Source organism: Sulfurospirillum sp. hDNRA2, assembly GCF_024206095.2.
GTDB lineage: Bacteria > Campylobacterota > Campylobacteria > Campylobacterales > Sulfurospirillaceae > Sulfurospirillum.
The window spans coordinates 2,344,569-2,364,144 of record NZ_CP159800.1; the positions used below are offsets into that span (position 1 = coordinate 2,344,569).

The window sequence follows — 19,576 nt, forward strand, 5'->3', positions numbered from 1 at the left end:
TTTAAAGCCTCACGCTCTTTTTCTTTTAAGCCGAATCGAAGTAGCATACAGACGCGTGAACATAAAGGAGATACGATGAACGATCACGAGCTTTCTTTATCCGAAGTAGAAGCTATCGATGCGTATTGGCGCGCGGCAAACTACCTTTCCGTCGGACAAATTTACCTTTTGGACAACCCGCTTTTAAAAGAGCCTTTAGCGTCAAAGCATATCAAACCGCGCCTTTTGGGGCATTGGGGAACGACGCCGGGACTCAATTTTATCTACGCGCATATGAACCGACTGATCCTCAAATACGACCTTAACGTCCTGTTTATCGCAGGTCCAGGACACGGAGGTCCCGCCCTCGTCGCCAATACCTATTTGGAAGGCACGTACAGTGAATTTTATCCCGATATTACTCGTGACGAAAAGGGACTTCAAAAGCTTTTTAAACAGTTTTCCTTTCCCGGAGGTATTCCCAGCCACGCCTCACCCGAAACGCCCGGTTCCATTCACGAAGGGGGTGAATTGGGTTATGCGCTTTCGCATGCCTACGGAGCGGTTTTCGACAATCCCGATCTGATCGCGTGTTGCGTGGTCGGCGACGGCGAAGCGGAGACGGGAGCCTTAGCGACCGCATGGCACTCGAACAAATTTTTAAACCCCAAACGCGACGGTGCCGTTCTTCCGATCTTACATCTCAACGGCTACAAAATCGCCAATCCGACCGTTTTGGCACGCATCTCGCACGATGAACTTGAAAAGCTTTTTATCGGCTACGGGTACGAGCCTTTTTTCGTTGAAGGCGACGAGCCTATGAGCATGCATCAAAAAATGGCGCACATCCTCGAAACCGTTACGCTAAAAATTAAAACGATTCAGCATGAAGCACGAAACGAAAGCAAAACGGCGCGTCCTATGTGGCCTATGATCGTGCTCAAAACGCCCAAAGGCTGGAGCGGTCCCAAAGAAGTGGACGGACTTCCAACCGAAGGGTCGTGGCGTTCACATCAAGTCCCGCTTGCCAATCTCGATCAAAATCCCGAACATATCGCTCTTCTTGAACGCTGGCTCAAAAGCTATCGCCCCGAAGAGCTTTTCGACAAAAACGGCACGCTCGTAGCAAAACTTGCCGCCTTAGCCCCCAAAGCCAAGCGACGCATGGGAGCCAATCCGCACGCCAACGGCGGCTTACTTTTAAAACCTTTAGCCCTGCCTCCTTTTAAAGATTACGGCGTTTCCATCGACGCACACGGTACGACGACCGCCGAATCCACCCGCGTTTTGGGCAACTTTTTACGTGACGTTATGCAAGGCAATTCCGACACGTTTCGCGTTTTCGGCCCCGATGAGACGGCATCGAACCGTCTCAGTGCCCTCTTTGAAGTTACCGAACGCACATGGATGGCGGAACGCCTCGACACCGACGATCATTTAGCACCGCACGGACGGGTAATGGAAATACTCTCCGAACATACATGTCAAGGGTGGCTTGAGGGCTATTTGCTCACGGGAAGGCACGGTTTTTTCTCATGTTACGAAGCGTTTATTCACATTATCGACTCGATGTTCAACCAACACGCCAAATGGCTAAAAGTCACGAGCCGCGAAATTGCGTGGCGCAAACCCGTCGCATCGCTGAACTACCTTTTGAGCTCACACGTCTGGCGACAAGACCACAACGGCTTTTCGCACCAAGACCCCGGATTTATCGACGTCGTCGTCAATAAAAAAGCGTATATTATCAACGTCTACTTTCCGCCCGACGCCAACACGCTCTTACATGTCGCCTCGCGTTGCTTAAGCAGTTACGATGCCATCAACGTCATCGTCGCCGGAAAACAACCCGAATTGCAATGGCTGGGCATCGAAGAAGCGGTGCTTCATTGCGAAAAAGGAATGGACGTTTGGGCATGGGCTAGCAACGACGCCAACCAAACACCCGACGTCGTGATGGCGTGTTGCGGAGACGTTCCTACTTTAGAGACGCTTGCCGCCGTGACGCTTTTACGAACGCTTGTGCCGGAATTGATCGTGCGCGTGGTCAATATCGTCGATTTGATGTGCCTGCAAAAAGAGCATCCTCACGGTTTTAGCGACGAGGCGTTCGATGCGCTTTTCCCCAAAGACATACCGTGCATCTTCGCGTATCACGGCTATCCGTGGTTGATTCACCGCCTAACGTACAAAAGAGCGTTTCACGACCACTTACATGTCAGAGGCTACAAAGAAGAGGGAACAACCACGACGCCTTTTGATATGGTCGTTTTAAACGATATGGATCGATTTCATTTGGTCATGGACGTCATGGAACGCGTCGATAAAATGCACCCTTACGCCGAAACAATCAAAGCGTCGATGCACGCAAAACTGACATGTCATAAAGAGTACATCCAAACGTACGGTCAAGATATGCCCGAAATCCGAGAATGGCAATGGAAACCTTACCTTTAATAGATAAAGCACCGAAGGTGCGTGGGCACTCTGCCGAAGAGAACCCAGTGTTAACGTAGTCTTTGGAGCTTTGCTTCAAAGGCGTGTCAAAGATAAAAAAGCACCGAAGGTGCGTGGGCACTCTTCCGAAGAGAACCCAGTGTTAACGTAGTCTTTGGAGCTTAGCTCTAAAGGCGTGTCAAAAGTTTTTGCGTTTTTGCAAGAACTTTAATGTTATATGCTACGATACGCTCTTCAAAACACGTCAAGGATACACGATGAGATCAATGTTTATACTGCTTTTTGCCTTTTTAACGCTCTTCGCCGCCGATAAAAGTTACGAATACGGCGATTTGGAAGAGCGACACGACGGCCTTTTAATCGAGGTTAAAACCCACAACCTTGCCAACGGCGTCGGAAAATTTTACTACGCTTCGGGAAAACTCCGCGGTGAGACGCCCTTTAAAGACGGTAAACGCGAAGGAATGGGAAAAACGTATTACGAAAGCGGCGAATTACAAGGCGAAGCACCTTTTAAAAACGACGTGATCGAAGGCGTTAAAAAGAGCTATTTTACCTCCGGACGCCTCCAAAGCGAAACACCGTTTCAAAACGACCAAGCCGAGGGAATCGCCACGTTGTACTACGAGTCGGGAAAAATCCAAAGCCAAACGCCTTTTCACGCCAATAAAGCCGAGGGCGTCGCTAAGATTTTTGACGAAAACGGTAAGCTATCTTACGAAGTAACGTTTGAACACAGCGTCGCGATCAAAGGCTTTGCCTACGATGCCAAAGGCTCCAAAACTCCGATGAGCGAAAACGAACTTAAAACCATCGGCCTATAAAACCGTGCGCGCCAACGCTTGCATATTTTTTGCGCTGACATGTAAGGCTTCAAGCTCTTCGGGGAGGAGCTTGTAGTTTAATATTTTCGTAGCACCCTTGCGCGTCACGACGACCGGCACGTTTAGCACAACGTCAGTTAAACCGTACTCTCCTTGTAAATACACCCCCAAAGGAAGCACCGAATGTTCGTCGTTGGCAATTGCGCGAATAATGCGAAACACGCTTGCGGCGGTACTGTGGTTAGTGTTGCCTTTATGCTTGAAAACTTCAAATCCCGCGTTAATCACGTCTTGGTAAATCTGCGCGCGATCGAGCAAGGCTAAACCGTTGAGTTCGCAAAACGTATCGACGTCCAGTCCGCAAATATTGCAAATACTCCACGGAAGCGTGCTTCCTTTGCCGTGTTCACCTAAAATGTAGCCGTTGATATTTTTAGGATCGATGCCTACTTTTTTGCTCACGATTTTCATAAAACGTGCCGTATCGACCAACGTTCCCGCACTGATCAACCGCTCTTTAGGATACAATCCCTCTTTATAAGCGATGTGCGTTAAGACGTCGACGGGATTCGTGACCATAATGACGATCGCTTGCGGCGCATACATGTAGAGTTCGCGAATGATTTTTTGAATCAGCGCGGCGTTTTCACCCAAAAGCTCGTCCCTGCTTTGTCCCTCTTTGAGCGTAATGCCCGCCGTAACGACGATAACGTCGCAATGCGCACAATCGACGTAATCGCCGCTATGCAAATGCGTATTGCGGGCATAGGTAAACGACTCGACGAACGAAAAATCCGCCACTTCGCCTTGTGCTTTTTCTTGGTTGCGATTGACCAAAACGATCTCGCTCGTACTGCCTAACGTTAAGAGGTAATTAACCAATTCGACGCCCACGCCGCCCGCTCCGATAATTCCAACGCGCATCTTTTGTTCCTTGATGAAAATGGAAAAGTATAGCACGCTTGCGCCCAAAAAAGATCGTAAAAATTAAGCAGTCTCAAAGTGCCGCCGAAGGAACGGGGCGACTCAAAAAATAGCCTTGAAAAAAACGACACCCCATGTCGCATAAGAGGGCGTATTGCTCGTACGTTTCCACGCCCTCGGCAACGACGTCGAGGTGAAATTGCCGAGCGATACCCAAAATCGTCCGCACCAAAATAACGTCGGCAGAATCAAACGTCAAATCGCGAATAAAAGTTTTATCGATTTTGAGCTCATGAATCGGCAAACGTTTCAAATAGGCTAAGGAAGAGTACCCCGTTCCAAAATCGTCGATCGAGAACGAAATACCGAGTTTGCTTAGCGTATGAATTTTACGCAACGAGCTTTTCAAATCCTGAATCAAAAGGCTCTCGGTCAATTCAAAACGCACTTTGGTCGGGTCACATTGCACATGTGAAAGCAATGCTTGGACGGTGGAAATAAAATCTTCTTGCTCGAATTGTTTGACGCTGATATTGATCGAAAGTTGCCAACGGCATTTGAAAGGGTCTTCTTCCCAACGTTTTAGCTCGCGAAACGCTTCGCTTAATATCCATTTTCCAAGCGGCACGATCAATCCGCTCTCTTCGGAGAGCGCAATAAAACGATCGGGCGCGACCTCGCCTTCGCCCTCTTTGTACCAACGCACCAAAGCCTCCGCGCCTATCACGCTCATAGGTGCGTCTTTTGCGTCGCTCGTCCACTGTTTTTGGTACACCAAACGCATATGACCCAAAGCAATCGCATCGCGCAATTGCGCCAATAAATCGACCCTTTCTTCCAATTTGCGTTGAATCGATGGATCAAAAAAAGCGATCGTATTGCGTCCTGCTTTTTTTGCTTCGTATAACGCGTTATCAGCATATTGGATGATTTGATCGACCGTGTATTCGTCTTGGTCGAAAACGACGATACCGATGCTAGATGTTAAGAGAAACGTATGCCCTTGCACGTCTAAAGGTTCGGCAAGCACTTTGAGAAATGAGGCGGCGTGCCGATGCATTTGAGCTACCGTATCGTCAAAAGTACCGAATTGAGAGTGCAACACGATAGCAAACTCGTCGCCGTTTAGATGCTCCAACTCCGAAAATTTCACCAGAGACGCCAAGCGCTTCGTTATCAGCGACAACACTTCATCGCCGATTGCATACCCGTGCACGTGGTTGATCGTTTTAAAATGGTCGATATCGAGTAGACATAACGCACTTAAGCTTTGATGCAACGCGTTATAACGCATGGCTTCTTGCAGCATCGCATGTAAAAATAAAAAACGGTTAGGAAACTGCGCTAAAAAATAACGCTTCAAAGGAAAACGCGTCTGCGTCTTTTGTTGCAACATCAAAAGCATTAAAGTAGACCCGCTTGGATGCAACAGTCTTTGATAAACGACGACGGGAACGCATTCGCCCCGTAGGTCCAATAAGGTCGAGTATTGCGGACGATCCTTATGAAAGACCAAGCAAGCGTCCGCAAAAAACGTGAGAACGCTTGGATACGGACGTGTCTTGTCAAAAGAGGCTAAAGCGTCTTGAAGCGACCGGCTGAGTGCCAGCACGCGGTACGCTTCGTCGCAAACAAAGACACCCTCACAAAAGAGCTCGGGCATCGCATCGCAAGAAGCGACGATCTCTTCCGCCGTTTCTTCAAGCGACGCTGTTTGCCGTGCTTTTTCCGTCGTATACGGCGTCGTCATAGCCTCACGCTCACGCCGTTTTAAACTCTGAAAGCGTCACGCTGAGTCCCTCGGACAACTTTGCCAAATGTTCGGCGGCGGAAGCAACCTCTTCAACACTACGGGCGTTGGTGTTGGAGAGTTGACTGATATTTTGGATACGCGCGATCACTTCGGACGTTTTGATGCGTCCCGTTTTGGTATCTTCTACCGTCTGATGCGCCATCGCTTTTGCTTCGTCCATATTGTTAACCGTTTGAAGCATCATGGTTTGCGCACTTTGCGCCTTCTCGCCCAAAGCTTTGATTTGCGCCGCGCCCGTTTTCATCATCTCTGCCGTCGTGTTGACCGACTGAACGATAATCGCCACCGTGGCGTTGCTTTCTATCAAACTTTTTTGCGTTCGCTCGGCTAATTTACGAACCTCGTCGGCAACTACCGCAAACCCGCGTCCGTGGTCTCCCGCACGCGCGGCTTCGATCGCGGCATTCAGTGCTAACAGATTTGTCTGTTCGGCAATATCCGCGATGACCGATAAAATTTGCTTGACTTGTTCGACATCGCGATCCAACTGTTCTAAGCGCGTCGATAAGTCCATTTGCGTAACTACGACCTCTTGCAAATCGGTCGAAACGGTTAAAACTTCCTGTGCCGAGCTTTGCAGTTCGGTAGCGACTTTGGTAATCAGCAATCCCGAATGATTGGAACTCTCTTCGCTTTTAAGCAAAATCTCCGCGACGGCTTTGGTCGCTTGCGTCGTCTCTTCAACGTCTTTAGCGGTCTCTTCGCTTCGAACGCCTATTTGCATCGACGTACTCGAAAGCTCTTCGGAGACCGCCGCATTTTCGACCGCCGTCTTTTTGGCGTCGTCTAAGGCTTTTGCCAATTGCTTCAAAAGGTGGTTGAGCACGGAGGTGATGTGCGAAATTTCATCTTTATTTCCCGTGTCGATCACGTAATGCAAATCTTTATGCTCTTCGATATAACGACACCCCTCGATCGCTTTTTCGATGGCGCGACGAATCGCTCGGTTAATCACGAAAAAAATGAAAGACGCAACGATAAAAACCGCAAACGCGAAAGAAAGTCCCGTTGTTTTGGATTGGTCCAACTCGTCAAACGAACGTTTTTCGATTTGTTCTACTAAGGCTTTAACCGACTCCAAGGTTTTATAATAATACGTATTGGCGTCTTGATTGATTTGTTCCAACTTCTTTCCGTCCGCCGAAGCACGAAATTCCGCCGTTTTAATTGCGTCTTTATACTGTCCGACCAGTGCGAAACGCGCAAGGTTGACTTTGTGGTACGCCTCAAGCGTTTGATACGCGTCTTGAAGCATTTTTTGCGTCTCTTCGCTTTTCAATAAAGGAAGCAAAGCTTCGGCTTGTTGTAAAACCGCTCGGTACGTTTTGGTGTAATTATCGAGCATTCGCTCTTCGTAAAAAATTTGATAACCCCTCGTATGCACCGCAAGTTGGGAACTAAGCATCTGCATCTCTCCGGCGCGTTTGATCTTATCCGCCGCAACTTTGGCTCCGTCGGTATTGTGCGAAAGCAAATACCCTAAACTCACGATAGCCACTAAAAAAACCAAGAACAAAAAAATCAATTTAGCACGAATTGTCTGAAGCATAGAAGTCCTTCGATGAGAGGTTTGAACGGTCGTTTTTTCATGTATTGCAACGTTAAAACGCATTTTTAAGCTTACATGTTAAAACGCTATTCTTCTGAAAGGCATTGAAAAATCATACATGTACTTTCGTCCCAAAAGCGTCATTGATTTTTATTTGAGTTATGACTTTAATATGACTTTCGTATGCTAGAATTTAAGAGCATCCACCTATAATTGTTATCCGAATTTGGACTCAAGGACTTACCGTGCAAAGCAATCTTCTTATGATGAAACATAAATCGATTTTATTCGTTGAAGATGATCTTATCGTAAGCACGCATATCGCCAGCACGCTACAAATGCTCTTTCGTAACGTTTATTGCGCACAAAACGGCGAAGAGGGATTTAACATGTACGAAGATTCCCGTCCCGATATCGTCTTGACGGATATTCAGATGCCTCGTCAAGACGGTATGAAATTAATTACGCAGATTCGCCGCATCGATTATGCGACGCCTATCGTGATTTTAACCGGATACGACGACAAACACCTCATTTTAAAAGCCGCCAATCTTGCCGTAGACGGCTATTTAATCAAGCCGGTCGAATTTTCGTCGCTTGTGAAGACGCTTTCGCAAGCAATCAAGCGCATGCACAACACGCCCAACATGATCACGCTCAACGAGCATCTCTTTTTCAACCGCGACACCAAAGAATTTTATTATAATAATGCGATTTATCGTCTGAGTACCAAAGAGTTAGAACTGGTCGAGCTCTTAATCGACAATCACCACCGTATTCTCTCCAAACAGGCCATTGAACTCTCGTTATGGAACCGTGACATCCCGTGCGAATCGGCCGTAAAGAACTTGGTTTTGCGCATTCGAAAAAAGCTCGGAGATACGCTTATTTTTTCACAAAGAGGCCTTGGATATCGCATCAACATCAACGACACACGGTATTTCGGCGATATGGGGTAGCGGGCGTTTCATTGCCGAACACTTCACATTAAAAGCGACCGTTTTTATGAACTCTTGGGTCTTTCTTTTTTGCTTCCTGACACCTTTTTTATACGGAATTGAAAATCCGCAACCGACCCGCCCACGTCTTGAAAACGTCTCTTTTTTACGCGACACCGCCGCTTTATCCCACGATGACGCACGGATGCTCCTTCGCTACGGTACGTATCGAGCTTTACCGAACAAAGCGATCAGCTTCGGTGCCGACGATGCGACGTATTGGGTTGCGTTTACCCTCCCGCCCAACCCTTCGCAACGTTTTTATCTGGAATTTCTTTACGACCAACTCAGCCGCGTCGAAAGCTTCGTTTACGACGACGATCGACTCGTGCATACGTCGATCAACGGCAACAGCGTCCCTATCGAGCAACGAGAAGTACAATACCCCTCTACCCGTTTTATGCTTCTCAGCTCGGAAAAAACGCTGACGTATCTCTTTAAAATCAACTCCCACCGCCCCTTAATCCTTGCGCTTCTCGTCGGAACGCAAGCCGAATTGGACTATCAAACGTATCAAAACGTCTTGCCGATCATCTTTTTTTTAGGCGGCGTTGTTTTGGTTTTTTTTGTCAATTTGATGCTTTTTTACGAATTTAAGATGAAAGCTTACGGCTATTATGCACTGTACCTGATGAGTGTGTGCTTCTTTGTCTTATGCGTGAATAACTTTATCGTTTATGCCCTGCACGCGTCGGAGAATTTAGATCAGTGGTTCAAAACGCTCAGTATTACAGGAGTATACGTTTCCATGCTGCTCTTTACGATTCACGTACTGGATTTGCGACGCTTTTCCGTATTCTGGCTAAAATCAACCTATCTTTTTTGCTTTGTCATTGCATTTTTATTTCCGCTTTTCCTCGCACACCGTATGCTCTTTGCGATTTTCGCAACAAGCGCTTTCATCATTCCGCTTTATACCCTTTTGATCGCTTTTTTCGCCGTTTTAAAGCGTATCCGATTTGCCGTTTTATACACGATCGGACTTTTCGGTTTCCACGCGGGAATGCTTGTGTATTGGTTAACGCAAATGGGATTTATACCGCTTTTCCCGTTGGCAAAAACGGGTATTATCGTCATCGGCAGTTTTTGGGAAATGATTTTTTTTATTTGGATATTGGTTTTAAAAAGCAAACAGACGCAAAAGCAGTACCATAGCGCTTTGATGCGCATCCGTGAAAAAGAGCAAGAACAACTCACTAATGCCAAATTTATCTCGATCGGCCGTACGATCGGCAACATCACCCACCAATGGCGACAACCGCTCAATGCTTTAGGCGCCGTTTTAACACACGTCAAAGCTTCGCTTCTTTTGCACAATACGGTGCGAAAACAACCGCTTCTCGAGTCGCTCGACACGAGTTTCGAAATACTCCAACACCTTTCCGAAACGATCGATACTTTTTACCGATTTTTATTGAAAGCCAAAAGTAACGATCAAACGTTTTGCGTCTCCAAACAAACGGAAATTTTGCTCAATATGCTCTCCTTCTCCTTTAAAAATCTCGGTATCGAAATACAACTGCGTATCCAAAGCGACGCGATACTGTTAGGAAACGCCAATGAATTTATGCAAGCGATTTTAAATATCTTGCAAAATGCGAAAGATCAATTTGAAATCGTTCACGTACCGCATCCGCTGATTCGTATCGTCGTCAAACATCGATGCCGTCGATGCCGTATCGTCATTATCGATAATGCCGGAGGGATTTGTATTCGTCCGATTGAGAGAATTTTTCTTCCGCACGTCTGTGCCAAAGCCGGTAATTCGGGGATTGGGTTGTTTTTGGTCAAAGAGATTATCGAAAAACGTTTTCACGGTACGATTAGCGTTCGAAACTATCCCAAAGGTGCGCTTTTTATCATACGAGTTCCGACGATTGAATGAAAAAATAGAAGAAACGCTCGGATCGGGCAATCCGAACGTTTAGGTTAAAACAAGTAGGTAATCACAAAAAGGAGGTTTGTGTCTTGACTTTGAAAGTATAATCGTTTAGCTTAAACAAGACGTGAATCCTTTTTAAACAAACGGTAAATCGCCGCGAAAAATCGTATCGTCAAAACTGATACATGATCGCCAAATAGCCCGCAAGCATATAACGATCATCGACGATAGGGCTTTTATAAATCGTGCTATCCAGTCGTTTATATTCGACATTGGCAATTATAGACCACGTTTTACTCAACGCAAACACTTCGCTCAAGCCGATGAAAGGGTTGAGTGCTCCCTCGGCATCGTAGCGCGCTCGCGAAGGTGTCGCCTCTTTGGCTTTCACGCCGTAATAATACGTGCTCTTTTTATCGCTTAAATATTCAGCCCCCGCATACAAAGACAAACCTTGGTTAAACGTTTCAAAAAGCGTGTAATTATACGCGACGTTGAAGCTATAACCGTTTGATACATCGCCAACGTCGCGCGCGAGAGTCGTGGTAAAAAAGCTTTTTTCAAACGTATATTTCATGCGAAGAGCACCCTCTATCGACATGTGACGATTGTCCATACCTCTGAGCGCATCGCTGTCTTTGCTTTGGTATCCCAAAAGTACGGGAAGCGCCATCACGCTGAGTTGTAGGTTTTCGCTATCGTAAACATTATACCCTGCATTGATGCCTTCGATAAAAGCACTTTTGTAGTTCAGTTCAATATCGGGCAAAGGAAGCGTTACACTCGAAATGCCTTTATAAGGGCTCGTTCCAGAAGAGATACCCACGCCCATTTGCACCGAGGACTCATCGTTTCCGGCATACGCGCTCACGACCAAAACGGATAGTACGCACATTAATTTTTTTTTCATTATCGTCACTCCATAGCAATTTAAATCGAGGTATTTTAGGGCTTTGTCCTATCGGTTTTATAGTAAAAAAACGAACAAATACGTATAATGCCTCGTTTAAAGTTGCGAAGGAATCATGCAATGTTTTTAGATTCGGGGGTTCCGCCCCAAGGTAAGTACGTCAAAACATTTCCAGCACATCCGGCACTCTTACCTTATATTCACTCCTACGTTTCGATTATCAGCGAAATTAGCGATACCCAAGAGCAGTACATTACCCGTTTTTTTCCCTCGTTTATGACGCAGTTCGTGTTTGATTTTTACGGAAGCGTCAATGAGGTCGTCGACCAAAACGACGTACTATTAAACATCGAAAAAGGAACGTATGTTAAAAGCGGTATCGGTACGTGGATGGATTTTTTTCAAAAAAAAAGTTCATCACCCAAGCGCTCAATCAAAAATTTTAAAGTCACGCTCTATCCGCATGTTCTATACGAAGTATTCGATCTATCGCCTTTTGAAATTCGCAACGACGATCTTACGATTCAAGACGTATGGGGAGAAGAAGAGGGAACATGGCTTTTTGAAGAATTAGAAGCGATGGACTCGACGGAGGGAATGATCGAAGTCTTTGAACGCTACTTTTTCAAGCGATTAGCCCAAAAAGCTTCGTCGAAAAAAGAGCTTAAGCCTTATTTGAACCACCAAGTAGAATACGCCTCGCTCAAAGCATTATCCCGCGAGTGCGGTTACTCTGAGCGTTGGCTCCAAAAACAATACCTCGAAGTTTTCGGCGAATCGTTCAAACAGATACAACGTAACGCACGTTTTATCAAATCGCTCAGGCAGATCAATAGTGCGGTTCTTCGAGGCGAAAAGCATCTCAAATTTATCGATATCGCCTACGAATGCGATTATTTTGATCAGACGCATTTTATCAAAACCTTTAAAAACTATACGGGACTCACCCCTTCATACTACTTTGACGCATTTCGAGACAAAATTCCTTTTTCATGGTTGTGGTAATAAAAGGTTTGCAAGAGCTTTTCACATGTCATCTCTGAGCCAAGTATATTTACGTTGGCGTCTCACGACCAAGGTATCAAACGCAAGGTCTAAACGTTGACATGTAAAGAACAAAAGTGGCGCAAATCGCGATAACGCAGCCAAATAATGCGACAAAGAATAAAGCGGCTCGTTATAGAGGTATTGAAATACGCCTCTTTACGCTTGAGAGACTATCGAAACTCTAACTATTTTGATATCAAAGGATTTATGAAACTTTGCTGGGAGGAAAAAAGAAAAAGTGGCTCCGGATGCTGGGTTCGAACCAGCGACCAAGTGATTAACAGTCACCTACTCTACCGCTGAGCTAATCCGGAACAATCTGAATGAGGTCGAAATTATAGTCAAAAAATAGTGTATTGTCAAGACATACAAGAGCTTCTTCTAAAAAAATACTAAAAAGCACAAAATGTCACCGGTTCATTCAAGATAAGGTAAGACGAAACATTGTAGGATTAAACGATTTAATTCTTAACGACTAAGGAGTCTCCATGCAAAAGAAACTGATCGGCTTGGCATTGGCGGGAACACTCAGCGTTCCTATGTTTGCGGCGGAATTCATTACGATCGGCACGGGCGGCGTTACGGGAACGTACTATCCCACAGGCGGCGCAATTTGCCAAATGGTTAACAAAAACAAAAAAGAGACCAATATTCGTTGTTCCGTAGAATCAACCGGCGGATCGGTCTATAACGTCAATACGATCAAAGCGGGCGAGCTGGATTTCGGTATCTCTCAAAGCGACACGGCGTATCAAGCCTATAAAGGCGAAGGTAAATTTGAAGGCGCGGCATCCGTACCCGAGCTTCGCAGTGCGATTGCGATCTATCCGGAACTTTTAGCACTGGTCGTCAGCCAAAAATCGGGCATTAAAACCATGGCGGATTTGAAAGGTAAAAAGATCAATTTAGACTCTCCCGGATCGGGCACCAATATGACGGTCGACGTCGTGTTTGAAGCTTTGGGCATCAAACGTTCCGACTTGGCGCTCGCCAACGAACTTAAATCGACCGAAGGTCCGACGATGCTTCAAGACAACCACATCGACGGTTATTTCTTCGTAGCGGGTCACCCGACGGCCAACATTAAAGACGCCGCCAATTCCGTAGATATTAACATCGTTCCTATTGAAGGTCCCGCCATCGACGCCTTAGTCAAAAAATACCCTTATTACGCTAAGGGCATTATCTCGGGTACCTACTACAAAGGTGTTCCAAACGATGTTCCGAGCATCGGCGTCAAAGCGGTTCTTGTGACCAGCAGCAAAGTCAAAGACGAAGTGGTGTATCAAGTCGTTAAAACCATCTTGGACAACTTCGACAAATTTAAAGAGCTTCATCCCTCCTACAAAACGATTACCAAAGAAAGTTTGTTGGAAGGCTTAAGCGTACCTCAACATCCCGGTGCTATCAAAGCATTTAAAGAAGCGGGTCTGTTAAAATAATTCCAGAAAAGTTACATGTAGGGCTGTACGTTAAAAGCCTTACATGTACGACAGAAAGGTTTACGCGTGAAAACACTTGAAGAACGACTTGATGACGCAAAGCTCATCAGCGAATTCGAAGGTCATAGAGACTTTGAAAGCACGACGTGGCACTATTGGTTTGTCGCCGCTATCGCTTTTTGCTGGTCTTTATACCAACTCTACATTGTCGTCGATCCGGGGAACAGTGCGCATGTAAGGGCAATTCACTTGGCATTCGGACTGATCCTCGCATTTTCGATGCATGCTATTCGCAAAAGTGCCAAACTTCGATCGACGATTACATGGTACGATTTTCTTTTTATGATCATCGGCGCGGCCGCCGTTTTATACCAATGGTACGCCTATAAAGAGCTTGCGATGCGCGCAGGGGCATGGACGCAAACTGACATTATCGTGGGTATCGCAACGATTTTAATCGTCCTTGAAGCTTCACGAAGGGTCATGGGACTTCCGTTGATGCTTGCCGCGGTTTTGTTTTTACTTTACGACTATTTGGGTCCGTATCTTCCCGATATGATCGCTCACAAAGGTGCTAGCATTACTAAAATTATGGGACAAATGGTGTTAACGACGGAAGGAATTTTCGGCGTTCCGCTCGGCGTGAGTGCTAGCTTTGTCTTTTTATTCGTCCTTTTCGGCGCATTGCTCGATCGCGCCGGAGCAGGCGAATATTTTATCAAAGTCTCCTACACCATTTTAGGTAAATACGACGGCGGTCCAGCAAAAGCTGCCGTTGCGGCTTCGGGAATGTTCGGTATGATTTCCGGTTCGTCCATCGCAAACACCGTCACAGTCGGTACGTTTACGATTCCGCTCATGAAACGCCTCGGTTTTAGTTCCCATAAAGCCGCCGCCGTCGAGACGGCCGCTTCGGTCAACGGACAATTGATGCCTCCGATTATGGGTGCGGCGGCGTTTATTATGGCGGAATTTCTCGGTTTGGATTATACCGACATCGTTTTTGCGGCGTTTATTCCGGCGTTTACCTGTTATGCGGCACTCTTTTATATCGTCCATATCGAAGCTAAAAAACAAGGGCTGAAAGGTGAAGACGCGAGCGTTCTAGGGCGAACGTGGCCTATTTTTATTCGAGGCATTCACTATCTCATCCCGATCTTCTTTTTGATTTACACACTCATCGTTTTAAGGCAATCCGCACAAAGTGCCGCTTTTAGTGCCATTATGTTTTTAATGCTCATCATGGTCGTGCAAAAACCGTTTAAAGCGTACCTCAATAAAGAAAAAATTACGCGTTACGTTATCCTTGAAGGTTTCGCCGACATCGGATACGGCATGGTCGCCGGAGCGAAAAATATGGTTTCTATCGCCGTAGCTACGGCAGTTGCCGGCATTATCGTCGGTTCGGTTACGCTTACGGGTATCGGCTTGGTTTTAGCCGAAGTCATCGACAACCTTTCTGGCGGATACATTGTTGCGGTGTTATTTATGACGGCGTTCGTATCGTTAATTTTGGGAATGGGGCTTCCGACGACAGCGAATTACATCGTTATGGCGGCACTGACTGCGCCGATTATTATGGAATTGGCAGGGAATAACGGTTATTTGATTCCGACGATTGCGGCGCACATGTTTGTCTTTTATTTCGGTATTTTAGCCGACGACACGCCTCCTGTGGGAATGGCGGCATACGCTTCGGCGGCTATTGCGAAGAGCGATCCGATCATTACGGGCATTCAGTCGTTTATCTACGACATACGAACGGGTATTTTGCCGTTTATGTTCTTCTTCAACAACGAGCTTTTATTGATCGGAGGTGTTGACCCGAACGATCCGAACGATGCTTCCAAATGGCAATGGATCACCAATCCGTTTGAAATTGCACTTATTTTCGGCGGAGCCGTACTCGGTATGTTTGCCTTTACTTCGGCGACGCAAGGGTTTATTTTAAAGAAAATCACTGTGATCGAGCGTATCGGATTGATCGTCGTTATTCCGTTTTTAATGCTACCCAAACTCGTAGCCGCTAAGCTCGGATTGCCGAGCCATTACGTCGCTTACGCGATCGGTCTTGGCATTTACGGCTTTATCTACCTCAACCAACGCATTCAGTATAAAAAAGACCAAAGCGTTCTTGCCTAAATACGTAGCGGACAGCCCTGTCCGCTACACGACTTTGTAAAAATCGACCCCTGCAATATTTTTCACATGTAAGCGTTTTTCGGAGAGCAAACGATTAAGGCAAACAAGACTTTGCTCATCAAAACAAAAGGCGACGTCTTCCGTACTTTGAGGCCTTCGCTTGAGAAGTTCTAAAATCTCCTCTTCGCTAAAACGACGTTTAGGCGCATCGTAATTTTTCCGATACGCAATATTGACATGTAAGCCTTCCAACGCGCTTGTAAGCTCGACCAAACGCTCGATACTCACACCCCTGACCGCGTATGCCGGAGGACGATCGATCGTTCCTACGTCGATGCGGTCGGGTCGTATCTTTCGTAAAGCCGCACTTAACGCTTCAAATTCCGCTTGCGTATCGTTAAGCCCTTCAACGACCAATATCTCGATCACCAATTCGCCTTGATAGCGTTTTCGAAACGTTTGCATTCCTTCCATAATGCTTTCGATTTCAATGCCTTTGCGGGCACGGTCCAATTTCTTAAAGCACTGAGGCGTTGCGCAATCAAGCGAAAGTTTGACGATATCCAAAGGAAAAAGCGCTTCTTGAACCAACGGATCGCCGATTGTCGAACCGTTCGAGAGTATCAACAACTTTGGACGATTGGCAAACGCATGCATCGCTTCGATCAAAAGTTTCAAGTCGGGATAAAGCGTGGGTTCCCCGTTGGCGGTGAGCGTAACGACGTCGAGATTATGATGTATTTGTAAAGCTTTTTGCAAGGCGTCTAAGACGCTTTGAACGCTCGGTGCATCGTGGATGGTATCGACCGTTTTAGCACCTTTGAGCTCACAATACAAGCAGTCGAAGTTACATTGTTTGGTCGAAGGACTTAAATCGATGCCGAGGGATTGCCCGAAACGCCTAGAGGTAATGGGACCGAAAATAATCTGACTGATGGAAAATCCTTTACATGTGAAGAAGTTTGCCCTCTTTTAGAGGGCAAATTATTAGATTTTCGTGCGGGTTTGAACCTGTTCGATAAAATATTTGGCGTTTTCAACCGGAATGTCCGGCAAAATACCGTGTCCTAAGTTAAAGATATGTCGCTCATTTTTCATCACCGTGACAATATGATCAATTCCTTCATCAATCGCCTCTTTACTGTAAAGACGCGTTGGCTCCATATTGCCTTGAAGTACGTATTTATGACCTAATTTTGCTTTGGCAAGCTCAATCGGTGTCGACCAATCCACGCCAAAGACATCAAATTCACCATCGATTTTATCCAAGTATCCGCTAATGCCTTTAGGAAATAAAATGACAGGAACATGCGGGTATTTTGCTTTTAAATAGGCACTAATCTCTTTCATATACGACCAACTAAATTCAAAATAGGCACTCTGTTCAAGTGCCGCTGCCCATGAATCAAAGATCATCACGACATTCGCACCACTTTGAATTTGACGTTCCATATACCCCTTAAGTACTTCGGTCACTTTTTTCAAAAGGGCGTGCATAAACTGAGGATTCGAATAGATCATTTTTTTCACAAGTGCATACGTCTTAGTGCCTTGTCCTTCAATCATATACGTTGCCAATGTCCAAGGCGCCCCACAAAAACCAATGAGGGCTTTATCGGCAGCAAGTTTTCCACGAATCAATTTAATCGTCTCATAAACATATGCTAAGCCATCAATCGCTTTTTGAACATCAAGTTTGTCAAGATCGGCTTGATTGGTAATCGGGTGTGAAAACACCGGTCCTTCGCCTTTTAAAAACTGAAGCTCCATGCCCATTTCTAAAGGAACTACTAAAATATCGCTAAATAAAATCGCTGCATCCACACCCAAAATATCCACGGGTTGAAGGGTGACTTCACAGGCTTTTTGCGGGTCTTTGCACAACGAGAGAAAGTCTCCGGCTTGTGCTCTGACTTCCATATATTCGGGCAAATAGCGTCCGGCTTGGCGCATCATCCATACGGGCGTATACGCCGTTTTTTTTCCGAAACACGCATCGACAAAAATCATCAGTGCTTTCCTCCGTTTTTATGAAGAAAATAGAGTCCCAAAGAGAGCGCTAAAATCGAAAACGAAAGGTAAAGCATCTCTAAAGCGCCTTTATACTCGGCATGAAGGACGCGCTGAAAAAAACTAACGATCAAAACCATAACGATAACTTTTGCGATTTTATCCTTTAGTTCGTCCAAAGAACTAACGTATAAAATCTTATCGCCGCCCGTACCTTTGGCTACGTCGATTTCGGAAACAAACAACTCATAAATACCGAAACCGAAAATCAGCAACACGACGGCAATCAGATAAAGATCGATCGCACCGATAATATCCGCGACGATGTCGGCATGAAAGTTTTCGGGATGAAATCCCGCAAAGAAATACTGATACGTCTGTATCAAAACGTGGTACAAATCGGCACTGGCTAAAAAGAAAAGTGCAAATGCCGCTAAAATACTAAAAATGACCGCTAAAAGGGTCATAAGTCTTGTCGACCACAACCCTTTTTCAAATAGTTTTTCAAACATTAAGCCTCTTCTCTTTGAATCCATTTTTGAGCGATTCGAACCGCATTGGTTGCGGCACCCACACGAATTTGATCGGCGACGCACCATAAATGAAGCACGTTATCGCGGTTAATGTCTTTACGAATTCTTCCCACGTACGTTTCGTTGGTATCGGTCGAAATAATCGGCATCGGATACTCTTTTTTCGCCGGATTGTCGATCACGACGACGTTTTCGGCGTTTTGAAGCGCCTCAACCGCTTTTTCGACGTTCACGTCTTTTTCAAAATGAATCGTAATCGCTTCCGAATGGCTTCTCATAACGGGAACCCTAACGCACGTTGCGCTGATTTCCATCGTTTTACCCAAGATTTTTTGGGTTTCATTAACCATTTTCATCTCTTCTTTGGTATAGTCGTTCTCCAAAAAAACGTCGATGTGGGGGATAACGTTTAACGCAATTTGGTGTGCAAACGTTTTGGGTTCGCACTGATCCAATTTAAACGCAAAAAAGTCTTGCATTTGATTGACCAACTCTTCCATACCGCCCTTACCCGCACCGCTAACGGCTTGATAAGTCGCAACGTCCACGCGCGTAATGTTAAAAAGTTCATCCAAAGGTTTTAAAACCTGCACCATTTGAATCGTAGAACAGTTCGGATTGGCGATAATGCCTCGATTTTGCCATTGATCGATCGCTTCGGGATTGCATTCTGGAACAACCAACGGAACGTCCGGATCCATTCTAAAATGGCTGGTATTATCGATTACTACCGCTCCCGCTTCCGCCGCATAGGGTGCGTAATGAGCGGAAATATCGCCGCCGGCACTAAAAAACGCTATCTCGACATCGTTCTCTTCAAACGATTTTTCCGTTAATTCTAAAACTTTATAGGTTTTATCTTTAAATTCGATTTCAATGCCCACGCTTTTGCTACTTGCCAAGGGGACTAAATTATTTACGGGAAAATCCACTTCTTCAAGAACCCTAAAAAGTTCTTCGCCAACCGCACCCGTCGCTCCGACGACGGCTACATTGTACTTTTTCATCCATTTACCTTTTTATGATGTGAGACTTTTTTAATAACCCAATAACGCTATTAAGTTAT

The 19,576-nt window shown here is 45.8% G+C and carries 15 protein-coding genes and 1 tRNA gene; 7 read left to right on the forward strand and 9 right to left on the reverse strand.

All coding sequences use genetic code 11. The features are described 5' to 3' along the window. The first annotated feature begins 75 nt into the window (after nucleotides 1-75). Together NL930_RS11560 and NL930_RS11565 are read left to right on the forward strand one after the other, a co-directional pair. Complete coding sequence (locus NL930_RS11560) at nucleotides 76-2,436, forward strand: phosphoketolase (RefSeq protein WP_254376768.1); 2,361 nt, start codon at nucleotides 76-78, stop codon at nucleotides 2,434-2,436. A gap of 257 nt (nucleotides 2,437-2,693) precedes the next feature. Next, a complete protein-coding gene (locus tag NL930_RS11565; RefSeq protein ID WP_254376769.1) occupies nucleotides 2,694-3,260 on the forward strand; it encodes a toxin-antitoxin system YwqK family antitoxin in 567 nt (188 codons plus the stop codon). Here the strand turns inward: NL930_RS11565 and NL930_RS11570 are convergent. The 3 genes from NL930_RS11570 to NL930_RS11580 form a co-directional block, all read right to left on the reverse strand. After that, the gene (locus tag NL930_RS11570; protein ID WP_039672084.1) at nucleotides 3,255-4,184 is read right to left on the reverse strand and encodes an NAD(P)-binding domain-containing protein; all 930 of its coding nucleotides are present in this window, start codon (nucleotides 4,182-4,184) and stop codon (nucleotides 3,255-3,257) included. The genes NL930_RS11565 and NL930_RS11570 overlap by 6 nt on opposite strands. 73 nt (nucleotides 4,185-4,257) lie before the next feature. Beyond that, nucleotides 4,258-5,934 carry a bifunctional diguanylate cyclase/phosphodiesterase gene (locus tag NL930_RS11575; protein WP_254376770.1) on the reverse strand — a complete coding sequence of 559 codons (1,677 nt, stop codon included), beginning with the start codon at nucleotides 5,932-5,934 and terminating at the stop codon, nucleotides 4,258-4,260. Between the two features lie 10 nt (nucleotides 5,935-5,944). Further along, on the reverse strand, nucleotides 5,945-7,546 hold the full coding sequence (locus tag NL930_RS11580; RefSeq protein ID WP_254376771.1) for a methyl-accepting chemotaxis protein: 1,602 nt from the start codon (nucleotides 7,544-7,546) through the stop codon (nucleotides 5,945-5,947). A 245-nt stretch (nucleotides 7,547-7,791) separates the two neighbouring features. Between NL930_RS11580 and NL930_RS11585 the strand changes: the two genes are divergently transcribed. Together NL930_RS11585 and NL930_RS11590 are read left to right on the forward strand one after the other, a co-directional pair. Continuing rightward, entirely contained in the window at nucleotides 7,792-8,505 is a 714-nt protein-coding gene (locus NL930_RS11585) for a response regulator (protein WP_254376772.1), read from the forward strand. Next, nucleotides 8,453-10,429 (forward strand): sensor histidine kinase, encoded by a 1,977-nt coding sequence (locus NL930_RS11590; protein WP_254376773.1) that lies wholly within the window; start codon nucleotides 8,453-8,455, stop codon nucleotides 10,427-10,429. Before NL930_RS11585 ends, NL930_RS11590 begins: the two co-directional genes overlap by 53 nt. 169 nt (nucleotides 10,430-10,598) lie before the next feature. On the opposite strand, the gene NL930_RS11595 is transcribed toward NL930_RS11590, so the two are convergent. Next, nucleotides 10,599-11,336, reverse strand: a complete 738-nt coding sequence (locus NL930_RS11595) for a MipA/OmpV family protein (protein WP_254376774.1) — start codon at nucleotides 11,334-11,336, stop codon at nucleotides 10,599-10,601. A gap of 120 nt (nucleotides 11,337-11,456) precedes the next feature. Between NL930_RS11595 and NL930_RS11600 the strand changes: the two genes are divergently transcribed. Then, a complete protein-coding gene (locus NL930_RS11600) occupies nucleotides 11,457-12,341 on the forward strand; it encodes an AraC family transcriptional regulator (RefSeq protein ID WP_254376775.1) in 885 nt (294 codons plus the stop codon). Between the two features lie 281 nt (nucleotides 12,342-12,622). Here the strand turns inward: NL930_RS11600 and NL930_RS11605 are convergent. Beyond that, a tRNA-Asn gene (locus NL930_RS11605) sits at nucleotides 12,623-12,697 on the reverse strand. A 174-nt stretch (nucleotides 12,698-12,871) separates the two neighbouring features. On the opposite strand from NL930_RS11605, the gene NL930_RS11610 reads away from it, so the two are divergent. Both NL930_RS11610 and NL930_RS11615 read left to right on the forward strand, forming a co-directional pair. After that, on the forward strand, nucleotides 12,872-13,825 hold the full coding sequence (locus NL930_RS11610; RefSeq protein WP_039672080.1) for a TAXI family TRAP transporter solute-binding subunit: 954 nt from the start codon (nucleotides 12,872-12,874) through the stop codon (nucleotides 13,823-13,825). Nucleotides 13,826-13,891: 66 nt separating this feature from the next. Beyond that, on the forward strand, nucleotides 13,892-15,967 hold the full coding sequence (locus tag NL930_RS11615) for a TRAP transporter fused permease subunit (protein ID WP_254376776.1): 2,076 nt from the start codon (nucleotides 13,892-13,894) through the stop codon (nucleotides 15,965-15,967). A 24-nt stretch (nucleotides 15,968-15,991) separates the two neighbouring features. Here the strand turns inward: NL930_RS11615 and NL930_RS11620 are convergent, their stop codons facing one another. From NL930_RS11620 to NL930_RS11635, 4 genes are read right to left on the reverse strand one after another with little or no spacing between them, the layout of a single operon-like run. Beyond that, nucleotides 15,992-16,903, reverse strand: a complete 912-nt coding sequence (locus tag NL930_RS11620) for a radical SAM protein (protein ID WP_254376975.1) — start codon at nucleotides 16,901-16,903, stop codon at nucleotides 15,992-15,994. Nucleotides 16,904-16,954: 51 nt separating this feature from the next. Beyond that, nucleotides 16,955-17,977, reverse strand: coding sequence for a uroporphyrinogen decarboxylase (gene hemE / locus NL930_RS11625; RefSeq protein ID WP_254376777.1), 1,023 nt, complete (start codon nucleotides 17,975-17,977; stop codon nucleotides 16,955-16,957). After that, complete coding sequence (locus NL930_RS11630) at nucleotides 17,977-18,489, reverse strand: YqhA family protein (protein WP_254376778.1); 513 nt, start codon at nucleotides 18,487-18,489, stop codon at nucleotides 17,977-17,979. The genes hemE and NL930_RS11630 overlap by 1 nt, the downstream gene beginning before the upstream one ends. After that, nucleotides 18,489-19,517, reverse strand: coding sequence for an aspartate-semialdehyde dehydrogenase (locus NL930_RS11635; RefSeq protein WP_254376779.1), 1,029 nt, complete (start codon nucleotides 19,515-19,517; stop codon nucleotides 18,489-18,491). Before NL930_RS11635 ends, NL930_RS11630 begins: the two co-directional genes overlap by 1 nt. Nucleotides 19,518-19,576: the final 59 nt, after the last annotated feature.

What these genes read in the sequence shown, in the direction of transcription:
- NL930_RS11560 (WP_254376768.1), top strand. Translation starts at nt 76, where the DNA reads ATGAACGATCACGAGCTTTCTTTATCCGAAGTAGAAGCTATCGATGCG.
- NL930_RS11565 (WP_254376769.1), top strand. Translation starts at nt 2,694, where the DNA reads ATGAGATCAATGTTTATACTGCTTTTTGCCTTTTTAACGCTCTTCGCC.
- NL930_RS11570 (WP_039672084.1), bottom strand. Translation starts at nt 4,184, where the DNA reads ATGCGCGTTGGAATTATCGGAGCGGGCGGCGTGGGCGTCGAATTGGTT.
- NL930_RS11575 (WP_254376770.1), bottom strand. Translation starts at nt 5,934, where the DNA reads ATGACGACGCCGTATACGACGGAAAAAGCACGGCAAACAGCGTCGCTT.
- NL930_RS11580 (WP_254376771.1), bottom strand. Translation starts at nt 7,546, where the DNA reads ATGCTTCAGACAATTCGTGCTAAATTGATTTTTTTGTTCTTGGTTTTT.
- NL930_RS11595 (WP_254376774.1), bottom strand. Translation starts at nt 11,336, where the DNA reads ATGAAAAAAAAATTAATGTGCGTACTATCCGTTTTGGTCGTGAGCGCG.
- NL930_RS11600 (WP_254376775.1), top strand. Translation starts at nt 11,457, where the DNA reads ATGTTTTTAGATTCGGGGGTTCCGCCCCAAGGTAAGTACGTCAAAACA.
- NL930_RS11610 (WP_039672080.1), top strand. Translation starts at nt 12,872, where the DNA reads ATGCAAAAGAAACTGATCGGCTTGGCATTGGCGGGAACACTCAGCGTT.
- hemE (WP_254376777.1), bottom strand. Translation starts at nt 17,977, where the DNA reads ATGATTTTTGTCGATGCGTGTTTCGGAAAAAAAACGGCGTATACGCCC.
- NL930_RS11630 (WP_254376778.1), bottom strand. Translation starts at nt 18,489, where the DNA reads ATGTTTGAAAAACTATTTGAAAAAGGGTTGTGGTCGACAAGACTTATG.
- NL930_RS11635 (WP_254376779.1), bottom strand. Translation starts at nt 19,517, where the DNA reads ATGAAAAAGTACAATGTAGCCGTCGTCGGAGCGACGGGTGCGGTTGGC.